We start from the raw sequence: 12,615 nt of genomic DNA, 5'->3' as shown, positions 1-12,615 counted from the left end.
ACGGCAAAACACTGGGCGCGGTCATTTCCCATGAGTACACTCAGGCCAGCCCCCACAACGGAGAAAACAGCAGTGGATACTCTGTTCACCAAGATCATCAACCGGGAGATTCCGGCCAAGATCATCTACGAGGACGACCAGGTTCTGGCGTTCCACGACATCGCCCCTCAGGCACCGGTGCATTTCCTGGTGATCCCGAAGAAACCGGTGCGCACCCTCAATGACCTGACCGAAGACGACAAGGCACTGGCCGGGCACATTCTGTTCACTGCCCAGCGCCTGGCCCTGGAGCTGGGCTGCGAGGAAGGCTTCCGGGTGGTGATGAACTGCAATGAAAAGGGTGGGCAGACCGTCTATCACATTCATATGCATGTGCTCGGTCAGCGCCAGATGAACTGGCCGCCGGGCTGATTCACCGGACATCCCGTGGAAGCGGGCCTGCTCGCGAAAGCGGAGTATCTGCCATGAATGCTTTGCATGTACCGACGTCTTCGCGAGCAAGCCAGCTCCCACTCAAAGCATGAACGCACAAATCCCGTACCGTACGGCAAATGACCCAGCGCAAACGTTCCCCGGCCGATTCGGTTAAACTGGCCGCCGAGATTCTTCCCGGAGGTCAGCATGACTACCCAACGTCACTACTCGCCAATTGACCGTCTGCTGCTACAAGCCGATGCCGCGATGCGCACCCTGCTGCCCTTCAGTGGCCAGCCGTACCGTCCGTCGCCAGCGATTCTGCAGCCGGACACGCAAATGAGCGATGAAGACACGCGCCACGTCGCGGGCCTGATGCGCATCAACCATACCGGTGAAGTCTGTGCCCAGGCGCTGTATCAAGGGCAGGCGCTGACCGCCAAGTTGCCCCAGGTGCGCGAAGCCATGGAACATGCGGCCGAAGAAGAGATTGATCATCTGGTGTGGTGCGAACAGCGCCTTCACCAGTTGGGCAGTCATACCAGCGTGCTCAATCCATTGTTTTATGGCATGTCGTTCGGGATTGGTGCCGTGGCCGGGTTGATCAGCGACAAGGTCAGCCTCGGGTTCGTCGCGGCGACCGAGCATCAGGTGTGCAAGCATTTGAACGAGCATCTGGAGCAGTTGCCGGCCGAGGATGAAAAGTCCCGGGCGATTCTGGAGCAGATGCGCATCGACGAAGAACATCATGCGGAGAGTGCGCTGGATGCAGGTGGTTTCCGTTTTCCGGCGCCGGTGAAGTTCGGGATGAGTCTGTTGGCCAAGGTTATGACCAAGAGCACTTATCGGATCTGATGGCTCAGATGCCTGTAAGGGCCTCATCGCTGGCAGGCCTGCTCCCACAGGGCCCGGTACTTTGGCAATAAAAAAGGCGACTACCGCAAAGTAGTCGCCTTTTTTGTGCCCGAAGATCTTACGCTGACATATTGCGCGCGTAGAAGATCTCCAGCATTTCGTGTTTCACCCGGTCGGTCACCTGAGCACGCTGTTCAGCGGACAGGTTACTGGTGGCGTCGCCGAACAGGTAATTGTCCAGTTCGAAGTCCTTCAGCAGCATTTTGGTGTGGAACAGGTTTTCCTGATACACGTTCACGTCGGTCATCTGGTAAGCGTCTCGGGTGTCTTCGGACAGGTAGTTCTGGATTGAATTGATCTCGTGGTCGATGAAGTGCTTGTTGCCTTCAACATCACGGGTGAAGCCGCGCACACGATAATCCACGGTGACGATGTCCGAATCGAACTGGTGAATGAGAAAGTTGAGCGCCTTGAGCGGTGAAATCACACCACACGTCGACACGTCGATGTCCACACGGAACGTCGCAATACCGTCGTCCGGATGGATTTCCGGGTAGGTGTGCACCGTAATGTGGCTCTTGTCGAGGTGGGCAAGGATGATTTCGGGCAAGGGGCCCGGAGACTCTTCGATCTGACTTTCGGTCGGGGTCACTGGTTCTTCAGAAATCAGAATCGTGACACTGGCGCCCTGAGGCTCGTAGTCCTGACTGGCAATGTTCAGGATGTTGGCACCAATGATCTCGACAACTTCCGTGAGAATCTGCGTCAGGCGTTTCGCGTTGTACTCTTGATTGATGTACTCGACGTAGGCCTGCTGGTCTTGCGGGGTTTCCGCATAACAGATGTCATAGATGTTGAAGCTCAAGGTCTTGGTCAGGTTATTGAACCCGTGGAGCTTGAGTTTGCTTTTCACCGTTGGAAACTCTCTGTGCTTGCGGCGCAGCCGCGTGATCAAGCATGCCCGTCAAGTGCGAACAACGCACTTGCGTAGGACGGTTAACACCTCTTCACGATGGCGATTCTGGTTATATGTACAGGCGGATGACCCGTCGGCTGACCGGTCACTGCCCTGAAAAAAGTGGCGCATCATGCAGACGTCAGCGGGGGGATCGCCAGAGTCTGCACTGCTTTTATGATAGTTGAATGTCGGTTCAACCGAGTTCGACGATTTCGTACTCGTGGGTAATGTCCACGCCCGCAGCGCCGAGCATGATCGAGGCCGAGCAGTACTTTTCCGCAGACAGCTCGACGGCGCGTTTGACCTGGGCTTCTTTCAAGCCCCGGCCCTTGACCACGAACTTCATGTGGATCTTGGTGAACACCTTCGGATCTTCGGTCGCACGCTCGGCATCGAGAAAGGCTTCACAGCTTTCAACGGCCTGACGGGATTTCTTCAGAATGCTGACCACGTCGAAGTTGCTGCAACCGCCAACACCCAGCAGGAGCATTTCCATCGGCCGAACCCCTAGATTGCGACCACCGGCGTCCGGCGGACCGTCCATCACCACGACATGACCGCTACCGGATTCGCCGAGGAACATGGCTTCGCCAGCCCATTGGATGCGTGCCTTCATCGCCAAGACTCCACTGTAAAAAAAGGGTCGCCAGCTTAGCACAGGGATTCATTCTGACAGTGGGCGCCGATCGTGGGACGCATGCGTCTACGGCGTAGGTAATTTCTCGAATTTTCGACGAAGTGTCTGGTAAGCTGGCGCCAATTCGCTGGCGCCAATTGTCAGCCTGTGTAGCGACCGCCTTCAGCGCCTCATAAAAAATCAAACATCACCGTGCAGTCTTTTCGGGATACAACCATGGTTGCTATTACCCCCACACCCAAAATCAAGAACCTCGACAAGCTGTTGATGCATTGCCAGCGCCGTCGCCATGCGGCCAAGAGCAATATCATTTGTGCGGGTGATCGCTCGGACACGCTGTATTTCATTATCAAGGGCTCGGTGACGATCCTGATCGAGGATGACGACGGCCGCGAGATGATCATCGCCTACCTGAACGCCGGAGACTTCTTCGGTGAACTGGGCCTGTTCGAACAGGCGGGCCAGGAACAGGAACGCAGTGCCTGGGTGCGGGCGAAGGTCGAATGCGAAACCGCCGAAATCAGTTACGCCAAGTTTCGCGAACTGTCCCAACAGGACCCGGACATTCTTTACGTCCTCAGCGGACAAATCGCACAACGTCTGCGCAACACCACGCGTAAGGTCGGCGACCTGGCGTTCTTCGACGTCACCGGTCGTGTGGCCCGCTGCCTGCTGGAGCTGTGCAAGCAACCGGACGCCATGACTCACCCGGACGGCATGCAGATCAAGGTGACCCGTCAGGAAATCGGGCGGATTGTCGGGTGTTCGCGGGAGATGGTCGGTCGCGTGCTCAAGGATCTTGAAGAACGCAACCTGGTCGATGTGAAAGGCAAGACCATGGTGGTCTTCGGCACCCGCTAAGCGCGTAACGTCAGGCGCTGTAGACCTGCGCCAGCATCAGACGAAACAGCTCATCAAGACGCGCCAATGCATTTGGCGCGGCGAACTTCTCGTGCAGGGCAATGTGGCTTTCAGCCCGCACCCGCTGCTCCAGACCGCAGGCTTCATTGAAGCGATTGACGGCCGCCACCATCGACTCGCGCTCGTTATCCATCAGCATCGCACCGTGTACCAGACCGACCGGGCGTTGTCCGCCCTGACTCTGGCGCCAGCGCTGAGCCGTGCCGACCATCTTGCGCCCATCGAGATTGACGTTGAAACGACCGTCGCAGAACGCGCCGTCGATTTCCCCCAGGGACGACGTGCCCCCCAATTCGTCCAGTAACTCACAGATCGGATCGCAGAGGCGGCGGTAGCCGGTTTCGATCCGGTTCAGATCGCCTTGGCTGCGCGGCGGTGCGTAGACCAGTGCGATGTTGAGGGTTGCGGCAGATTGCGGAACGGGCTCACCGCCGGTCTCACGCAACAAGACGGGCCAGCCGGCAGCGGCGGAGACTGCACAGGCGTGATCGAAACCCGGCAGACGGTTGAGGCGGCGCGGCATGACCAGCGCGCGATCGCCAGGCCGCCAGAACAACAGGCCGAATTCGGCGTCGCCGGCGCAGACCGAAGCCAACAAGTCTTGTTCGGCTTGCAGGCCGGCTTCGATGGTGAGGGAGGTCGGGATCATAAGGTTTCCGTAGGACGTTCAGTCTGAGGTGAATCTTATGCCGTCATCGCGAGCAGGCTCGCTCCTACAGGGGGAACGCATTCCAAGTGTAGGAGTGAGCCTGCACGCGATGGCGTCTACTCGGACTGACTGAATCAGTCGAGGGTCGAACCACTGACTACCGGGCCACCACGCTCCGGGAAGAACAGACGCTGCAGTTCGGTGCCTGGGCTTTCGGCGCGCATGAATGCTTCACCGACCAGGAACGCATAGACGTCGCTGATTTCCATCAGCTCGACATCGGCACGGTTGAGGATGCCGCTCTCGGTGATCACCAGTCGATCGCGCGGAATGCGCGGCAACAGGTCAAGGGTGGTTTCGAGGCTGACGTCAAAGGTGTGCAGGTTGCGGTTGTTGATCCCGACCAGTGGCGTGTCGAGGGTTTTCAACGCACGCTCCAGTTCATCGCCGTCGTGCACTTCCACCAACACATCAAGACCAACGCCTTTGGCCACCGACGCCAGTTCGGCCATTTTCACGTCATCCAGTGCGGAGACGATCAACAGCACGCAGTCGGCGCCGAGGGCACGGGCTTCGACAATCTGGTAGGGGTCGATCATGAAATCCTTGCGGATCACCGGCAGGCTGCACGCGGCACGGGCCTGTTGCAGGTAAGCATCGGCGCCCTGGAAGTAATCGATGTCGGTCAGCACCGACAGACAGGTCGCCCCGCCCTTCTCGTAGCTTTTGGCGATGTCGGCAGGCACGAAGTTTTCGCGGATCACGCCTTTGCTCGGCGAAGCCTTCTTGATCTCGGCGATCACCGCCGGTTGCTTCTTCTTCGCCTGCGCCAGCAATGCCTGGGCAAAACCACGGGGTGCATCGGCCGCCTTGGCCAGACCTTCCAGCTCGCTCAGGCTGACGCGAGCGCTGCGCTCGGCGACTTCCTGGACTTTGCGCGCCAGAATGTTTTCCAGAACCGTCGGTACACTCATCCCTCATTCTCCACTTTGAATACCGCGGTAAAGGCACCCAACTCCTCGAGTTTTTCCCGAGCGAGGCCGGTGTGCAGAGCGTCGTGCGCAAGCGCCACGCCTTCTTTCAAACTCGTGGCCAGATCGGCGGCGTACAGCGCTGCACCGGCATTGAGCACAATCATTTCAGCGGCTTTCTGGCCGTTTTCGGTTTTGCGCTTGCCCAGTGCATCGCGGATCAGCGCCAGCGACGCCTCCGGTCCTTCGACCGACAGCCCGTGCAGGCTCTGGCTCTTCATGCCCAAGTCCTCGGGCTCGACCCAATATTCGGTGATCTCGTTGTTTTTCAGCTCGGCAACAAAGGTCGGCGCGGCGAGGCTGAATTCGTCCAGACCATCCTTCGAATGCACCACCAGCACATGTTTGCTGCCCAGACGTTGCAAGACCTCGGCCAATGGCCGGCACAGCGCCTGAGTGAAGACGCCCACCACCTGATGTTTCACTCCGGCCGGATTCGTAAGCGGGCCGAGCATGTTGAACAGCGTACGCAAGCCGAGATCGCGGCGCGGGCCGGCGGCGTACTTCATGGCTTTGTGGTGGGTCTGGGCAAACATGAAACCGATGCCGACGTTGTCGATGCAACGGGCCACCTGGACCGGTGTCAGGTTCAGGTAAATGCCGGCGGCTTCCAGCAAGTCGGCGCTGCCGCTCTTGCCCGAGACTGCACGATTACCGTGCTTGGCCACGGTGCAACCGGCGGCCGCGACGACAAACGAAGACGCCGTCGACACGTTGAAGATATTGGCACCGTCACCGCCGGTGCCGACCACATCGACCACGCCGTCGAGGGTCTTGAGTTCGACCTGGTCGGCCAGCTCGCGCATCACCGACACGGCGCCGACGATCTCGTCGATGCTCTCGCTCTTCATGCGCATGGCCATCATGAACGCGCCGATCTGTGCGTCAGTGCATTGGCCGGTCATGATTTCGCGCATCACGTCGCGCATTTCATCGGTGCTGAGGTCGAGGTGATCGACGATACGGCTCAGGGCTGTCTTGATATTCATGGGAAGTCCTTAGCGCGTGCCGCCGGTTTGTTTGAGGAAGTTGGCAAACAGTTCATGGCCCTGTTCGGTCAGGATCGACTCGGGGTGAAACTGTACGCCCTCAATGTTCAGGGTCTTGTGACGCAGGCCCATGATTTCGTCGACGCTGCCGTCATCGTGTTGCGTCCACGCGGTCAGCTCCAGGCAATCGGGCAAGGTCTCGTGCTTGACGATCAGCGAGTGGTAGCGGGTAACCGTCAGCGGATGATTCAGACCGGTAAAAACGCCCTTGTCCTCGTGGAATACCGGGCTAGTCTTACCGTGCATCACCTGCCGGGCACGCACCACGTCACCGCCAAAGGCCTGGCCGATGGACTGGTGGCCCAGACAAACGCCGAGGATTGGCAGTTTGCCGGCAAAGTGCTTGATGGCTTCGATGGAGATGCCGGCTTCGGTCGGTGTGCAGGGGCCGGGGGATACAACGATGCGCTCGGGGTTGAGCGCTTCGATTTCGGCGATGGTCAGTTCGTCGTTGCGCACGACCTTGACCTCGGCACCCAGCTCGCCGAGGTATTGCACAACGTTGTAAGTAAAGGAGTCGTAGTTGTCGATCATCAGCAACATGGCGTTTCGAACCTCTTGAATTCTGACTTGAAGACAGCCTTCGAATGACTTGCCCGCAGGGCGCTGCACGATGTCGGACGCGCAGAGGGCGTCGGCACAGCGGCATTTCAAACGGGCAAGGAAGGCAAAGCGATACAGATCCGGCCGGGCCGGCAAAAAAGATTCAGGCGCGCCAACGCCAACGGGCGTGTGCCTTGATGACTTGATCCAGTAGTTTGCTGACGATCAACACGGGGAAGGTCTCGTTCATACGTTCCGGCACAGTAACTTAGCTGGGCAGAGCGTGCAATATGGCGGTGCTGACGGGGGACAAAACTAAGGGAGGCTTCGCGACCGATGGCAAAATGCCGGGAGTTTTTGGTACTGTCGTTTCGTTCACCTAAAACAATAAATAAACGGACTTGCTCATGATCAAACAGACGTTGTTTGTACCGCTCGCCGGATGCCTGCTGGCTCTGGCTTGCGCCCAGGCCAATGCGGCACCCAATCCTTATTCCAGTTTCATCGTCTTCGGCGACAGCCTGAACGATGCCGGGACCTTCAGCGACACCGGCGGCCCGGCCGGCGCCACGCAGCGCTACACCAACCGCACCGGCCCGCTGTACCAGGATGGCACTGGCGAAAACCGTAACCTCAACTCCACCCAGATCATCGGCGGCAAACTGGGTTTCAGCCCTGATCAAACCGCGTCTTCGTCCTCGGCGGTGCGTGCTGGCGAAGGGCTGGCGGATGGCAACAACTGGGCGGTGGGCGGATACCGTACCGACCAGATTCTCGACTCGATCACCACACAATCGGCTACCGGTGAGCGCACCCGCGCCGGTTACCTGCCCTCGAACGGCTTCCGCGCCGACCCGAACGCGCTGTATTACCTGTCCGGCGGCGGGAACGACTTCCTCCAGGGACGCGTGCTCAGTCTTGACCAGGCCAACTCGGCGGCCGATCGTCTGGCCGATAGCGTACGTACGCTGCAAGGTGCCGGCGCCAAATACATCATGGTCTGGCTGCTGCCAGACATCGGCCTGACCCCGGCGGTCAATGGCTCGCCGCTGCAGGCTTTCACCTCGCAGCTCAGCGCCCAGTTCAACACCGAGCTGGTCAGCCAGCTGCAGGGCATCAACGCTGAAATCATTCCCCTGAACATTCCGGTGCTGCTCAAAGAGGCCTTCGCCAACCCGGCGCAGTTCGGCCTCGCGACGGACCAGAACCTCACGGCCACCTGCTTCAGCGGCAACAGTTGCACAGAAAACGCCCGATACGGCATCAACAGCGCCACCCCGGATCCGACCAAGCTGATTTACAACGACGCGGTGCACCCGACCGAAACCGGCCAGCGGCTGATTGCCGACTACGCCTACTCACTGCTGGCAGCACCGTGGGAACTGACCCTGCTGCCGGAAATGGCCCAGGGTTCGTTGCGTGCGCATCAGGATGAACTGCGTAACCAATGGCTGGCCGATTGGGAAAACTGGCAGGGCATCGGCCAATGGCGCGCCATCGTTGCCGGCGGCGGTCAACATCAGGATTTCGACGGCCAGCAAAGCGCTGCCAGTGCCGACGGCAACGGCTATAACCTGAACATCGGCGGCAGCTATCGCGTCAACGAAGCCTGGCGTGTCGGTGTGGCCGCGGGTTTCTATAACCAGAAACTCGAAGCCGGCGACGCCGACTCGGAATACAAACTCAACGCCTACATGGGCACCGCATTCGCCCAGTACCAGCAAAACCGCTGGTGGGGCGATCTGGCGATGACCGCCGGCAAACTCGACTACGACAGCCTCAAGCGTAAATTCCAGCTCGGGGTCAACGAGCGCGGAGAGAAAGGCGATACCGACGGCTACGTCCTGGCGATCAGCGGCCGCATCGGCTACGACATCGCGCAGCAGGCCAGCAGTCCATGGCACCTGTCGCCGTTCGTCAGCGCCGATTTCGGCAAGACCGAAGTGGATGGTTACTCGGAAAAAGGCGCGGATTCCACCGCGCTGACCTTCGATGACCAGTCGCGCAACTCGCGGCGTCTGGGCCTGGGCATCCAGGGCAAGTACCAGATCACTGCACAGACCCAAGTGTTCGGCGAGCTCGCTCACGAGCGTGAGTACAACGACGACCGGCAAGACCTGACCATCAACCTCAACAGCCTGCCGAACAATCGTTTCACCCTCGAAGGCTACGAGCCGCAGACCAACCTCAATCGCCTGAACCTGGGCGTGAGCCACAAGCTCACTCAGGATCTGGCGTTGCGCGCCAGCTACAACGTGCGCAAGGATGACGACTTTACCCAGCAAGGGGTGAACGTCGGGGTCAGCCTCGATTTCTGATTTGCCGGCATAAAAAACGCGGCGCCCTCACAGGCGCCGCGTTTTTTTAGGTCCGAGCACAACTCAATGCAGGCCTGCGCCTGCTCGCGATGGCGGTGGATCAGCCAACATTAAAGGTGAATGTCAGGCCGAAATCGCGAGCAGGCGAAGGCCTACCAGTGTTTTGCGTGGCTCAGGCGTCCGGTGTCTGCTCAGCCAGGGCCACAGCACGGAACATCGCGCGGCGCTTGTTCAGGGTTTCTTCCCATTCCAGCGCCGGCACCGAGTCGGCAACGATGCCGCCGCCGGCCTGCACGTGCAGTTCGCCGTTCTTGATCACCGCCGTGCGAATGGCAATCGCGGTGTCCATGTTGCCGTTCCAGGCAAAGTAACCGACCGCGCCGCCGTACACACCACGTTTGACCGGCTCCAGTTCGTCGATGATTTCCATCGCGCGAATCTTCGGTGCACCGGACAAGGTGCCGGCCGGCAGAATCGCCCGCAGTGCGTCCATCGCCGTCAGCCCGGCCTTCAACTGGCCGGTGACGTTGGAAACGATGTGCATCACGTTGGAATAACGCTCGATGACCATTTTCTCGGTGAGTTTCACCGAGCCGATTTCCGAAACCCGCCCGGTGTCGTTACGCCCGAGGTCGATCAGCATCAAGTGCTCGGCAATCTCCTTGTCGTCCGACAACAGGTCTTCTTCCAGCGCCACGTCCGCTTCTTCGGTAGCACCACGCGGACGCGTACCGGCAATCGGGCGCACGGTGATCAGGTTGTCTTCAACCCGCACCAGTACTTCCGGCGAACTGCCGACGACGTGGAAGTCGCCAAAGTTGAAGAAATACATGTACGGCGTCGGGTTGAAGCACCGCAGGGCGCGATAGAGATCAATCGGCGCAGCCTTGAAGTCGATCGACATGCGCTGCGACGGCACGACCTGCATGCAGTCACCGGCAAGGATGTATTCCTTGATGGTGTCGACGGCTTTTTCGTAATCGTCCTGGGTGAAACTCGAACGGAACACCGGATCAGCCGACTGCTGCTTGCTGAAGTCCAGGCCTCGGCGCGGGGTGATCGGCTGACGCAGTTTTTCCAGCAGTGCCTGCAATTGCGCCTGCCCCTGCTCGTAAGCGTCGGCTTGCGCCGGGTCGGCGAGGACGATCGCGTGCATCTTGCCGGCGAGGTTGTCGAACACCACCACCGCATCGGAAACCATCAACAGAATGTCCGGCACACCCAGCGGATCCGGGTTCGGGCATTTGCCCAAGCGTTTCTCGACATAACGCACGCAGTCATAACCGAAGTATCCGACCAGGCCACCGTTGAAACGCGGCAGACCGGCGATGGTCGGCACGTTGTAGCGGGCCTTGAAGGTTTCGACGAAGGCCAGCGGGTCTTCGACGTCATGGCTTTCGGTCTCGACGCCGTCGACGGTGATGCTCACATGATGATCGTGAACCCGCAGCACGGTGCGGCACGGCAGGCCGATGATCGAGTAACGGCCCCATTTCTCGCCGCCCTGCACTGATTCGAGCAGGTAGGAGTTGGGCTGGTCGGCCAGTTTCAGGTAGATCGACAGCGGCGTGTCGAAGTCGGCCAGGGTTTCGCAGGCCAGCGGAATGCGGTTGTAGCCGTCGGCGGCCAAGCGCAGGAATTCTTCGCGGATCATGAGGTGCCTCGTGGTGTGAGGTGCTAACAGTCAGGTGTGCAAACGCGCCGGCGGGCCGGCCAGGAAACAGTCAGGCGCGCCAACGCCAGCGGGCCAGGGCCTTGATGACTTTCATCCAGAGTTTGCGAGTGACCACCACGATGGCGTTTCCAGAATGGGATTGAGCAGCGTCGGGCAACGTTATCTCAGCGGCTGTACCGAGGCAACCGGGAATTAGCTTGCGCAGATCGTCGATCACCAGCGCCGGGGCTTCCTCGGCAATCGGTCGGCCGTGGTTGTAGCCGTAGCTGAGCGCCACGCATTTGACCCCCGCCGCTTTCGCCGCCAGCACGTCGCTGCGCGAGTCGCCGACGAACAGCGATTGCGAGGCCGGGATGTTGGCCATTTTCATCACGAAGAACAGTGCGGCCGGGTCGGGTTTCTTCTGCGGCAGGGTGTCGCCGCCGATGATCCATTTGAAGTAGCGGCCGATCTTCATCTGATCCAGCAGCGGCGCGACAAAACGCTCCGGCTTGTTGGTGATCAGCGCCATCGCCACGCCTTGCTTGTTCAGCCATTTGAGGGTGTCGCGCACACCCGGATAGACCACGGTCAGCTCATGGCTGGCGCCGTAAGCTTCCATGAACACTTCCAGCGCGTGCTCGGCCTCGACGTCATCCACCGCCGAATGATCGATGCCACCGGCCAGCGCCCGGCGCACCAGCACCGGTGCGCCATTGCCGACCCACTCGCGCACCGACTCGATGCCGGCAGGCTTGCGCCCGAGGGAGAGCAGCATGGTGTCCACCGCCGCCGCCAGGTCGGGAACCGAGTCGATCAGCGTGCCATCCAGATCGAACATCACCAACCGTGGCAGTTGCCCCGGGAACAGCTGCTCAAAACCGCTCATGGACGCGCCAGCGCCAGTTCGGAACGCATCTTGTCGATGACTTCCTGATAGTTCGGCGCATTGAAGATCGCCGAGCCGGCGACGAAGGTGTCCGCACCGGCCGCGGCGATTTCACGGATGTTGTTGACGTTGACGCCGCCGTCGATTTCCAGACGGATGTCGCGGCCCGAAGCATCAATGATCGCCCGCGCTTCGCGCAGTTTGTCGAGGGTGCCGGGAATGAACTTCTGCCCGCCGAAGCCCGGGTTGACGCTCATCAGCAAGACCATGTCGACCTTGTCGATCACGTACTTGAGCACGTCCAGCGGGGTCGCCGGGTTGAACACCAGGCCGGATTTGCAGCCGCCTTCACGGATCAGTTGCAGCGAGCGATCGACGTGCAGCGTGGCTTCCGGGTGGAAGGTGATGTAGGTGGCGCCGGCCTCGATGAAGTCGCCGACGATGCGATCCACCGGGCTGACCATCAAGTGCGCGTCGATCGGCGCGGTGATGCCGTACTTGCGCAGTGCCGCGCAGACCATCGGCCCGATGGTCAGGTTCGGCACGTAGTGGTTGTCCATGACATCGAAGTGGACGAAGTCGGCACCGGCGGCCAGAACGTTGTCCACTTCTTCGCCGAGGCGGGCGAAGTCGGCGGAGAGAATCGACGGAGCAATTACGAAGGGCTGCATGACGCACCTTTTCTGAGCTAAATCAC

At 60.0% G+C, this 12,615-nt stretch carries 13 protein-coding genes; 4 read left to right on the top strand and 9 right to left on the bottom strand.

What is annotated here, in order from left to right:
* The first annotated feature begins 72 nt into the window (after window positions 1-72).
* Window positions 73-411, top strand: coding sequence for a histidine triad nucleotide-binding protein (locus K5Y35_RS10415; RefSeq protein WP_003228789.1), 339 nt, complete (start codon window positions 73-75; stop codon window positions 409-411).
* A gap of 210 nt (window positions 412-621) precedes the next feature.
* A complete protein-coding gene (coq7, locus tag K5Y35_RS10410) occupies window positions 622-1,269 on the top strand; it encodes a 2-polyprenyl-3-methyl-6-methoxy-1,4-benzoquinone monooxygenase (protein ID WP_123469224.1) in 648 nt (215 codons plus the stop codon).
* Window positions 1,270-1,387: 118 nt separating this feature from the next.
* Here coq7 and speD read toward each other — a convergent pair whose 3' ends face one another.
* Both speD and K5Y35_RS10400 read right to left on the bottom strand, forming a co-directional pair.
* Entirely contained in the window at window positions 1,388-2,182 is a 795-nt protein-coding gene (speD, locus tag K5Y35_RS10405; RefSeq protein ID WP_123469226.1) for an adenosylmethionine decarboxylase, read from the bottom strand.
* Between the two features lie 238 nt (window positions 2,183-2,420).
* Window positions 2,421-2,843, bottom strand: a complete 423-nt coding sequence (locus K5Y35_RS10400; protein ID WP_123469228.1) for an OsmC family protein — start codon at window positions 2,841-2,843, stop codon at window positions 2,421-2,423.
* Between the two features lie 237 nt (window positions 2,844-3,080).
* Here K5Y35_RS10400 and crp point away from each other — a divergent pair, with 237 nt between their 5' ends.
* Window positions 3,081-3,725, top strand: coding sequence for a cAMP-activated global transcriptional regulator CRP (crp, locus tag K5Y35_RS10395; RefSeq protein ID WP_008088598.1), 645 nt, complete (start codon window positions 3,081-3,083; stop codon window positions 3,723-3,725).
* A gap of 10 nt (window positions 3,726-3,735) precedes the next feature.
* On the opposite strand, the gene K5Y35_RS10390 is transcribed toward crp, so the two are convergent.
* The 4 genes from K5Y35_RS10390 to K5Y35_RS10375 form a co-directional block, all read right to left on the bottom strand.
* Complete coding sequence (locus K5Y35_RS10390; RefSeq protein WP_222834191.1) at window positions 3,736-4,434, bottom strand: biotin/lipoate A/B protein ligase family protein; 699 nt, start codon at window positions 4,432-4,434, stop codon at window positions 3,736-3,738.
* A gap of 134 nt (window positions 4,435-4,568) precedes the next feature.
* A complete protein-coding gene (trpC, locus tag K5Y35_RS10385; RefSeq protein ID WP_123469231.1) occupies window positions 4,569-5,408 on the bottom strand; it encodes an indole-3-glycerol phosphate synthase TrpC in 840 nt (279 codons plus the stop codon).
* On the bottom strand, window positions 5,405-6,454 hold the full coding sequence (gene trpD, locus K5Y35_RS10380; RefSeq protein ID WP_096817925.1) for an anthranilate phosphoribosyltransferase: 1,050 nt from the start codon (window positions 6,452-6,454) through the stop codon (window positions 5,405-5,407). Before trpD ends, trpC begins: the two co-directional genes overlap by 4 nt.
* A 9-nt stretch (window positions 6,455-6,463) precedes the next feature.
* Entirely contained in the window at window positions 6,464-7,057 is a 594-nt protein-coding gene (locus tag K5Y35_RS10375; RefSeq protein WP_123469233.1) for an aminodeoxychorismate/anthranilate synthase component II, read from the bottom strand.
* Between the two features lie 407 nt (window positions 7,058-7,464).
* Between K5Y35_RS10375 and estP the strand changes: the two genes are divergently transcribed.
* Window positions 7,465-9,375, top strand: a complete 1,911-nt coding sequence (gene estP / locus K5Y35_RS10370; protein ID WP_222834190.1) for an esterase EstP — start codon at window positions 7,465-7,467, stop codon at window positions 9,373-9,375.
* Window positions 9,376-9,547: 172 nt separating this feature from the next.
* On the opposite strand, the gene trpE is transcribed toward estP, so the two are convergent.
* From trpE to rpe, 3 genes are all read right to left on the bottom strand, one after another.
* Window positions 9,548-11,029, bottom strand: a complete 1,482-nt coding sequence (gene trpE, locus K5Y35_RS10365) for an anthranilate synthase component I (RefSeq protein ID WP_222834189.1) — start codon at window positions 11,027-11,029, stop codon at window positions 9,548-9,550.
* 70 nt (window positions 11,030-11,099) lie between these two features.
* The gene (locus K5Y35_RS10360; protein WP_186746567.1) at window positions 11,100-11,918 is read right to left on the bottom strand and encodes a phosphoglycolate phosphatase; all 819 of its coding nucleotides are present in this window, start codon (window positions 11,916-11,918) and stop codon (window positions 11,100-11,102) included.
* Window positions 11,915-12,589, bottom strand: a complete 675-nt coding sequence (gene rpe, locus K5Y35_RS10355) for a ribulose-phosphate 3-epimerase (protein ID WP_003228808.1) — start codon at window positions 12,587-12,589, stop codon at window positions 11,915-11,917. Before rpe ends, K5Y35_RS10360 begins: the two co-directional genes overlap by 4 nt.
* Window positions 12,590-12,615: the final 26 nt, after the last annotated feature.

It is taken from the genome of Pseudomonas sp. SC3(2021), assembly GCF_019856535.1.
GTDB lineage: Bacteria > Pseudomonadota > Gammaproteobacteria > Pseudomonadales > Pseudomonadaceae > Aquipseudomonas > Aquipseudomonas monsensis.
This window is presented reverse-complemented; position numbering and strand designations above follow the sequence as displayed.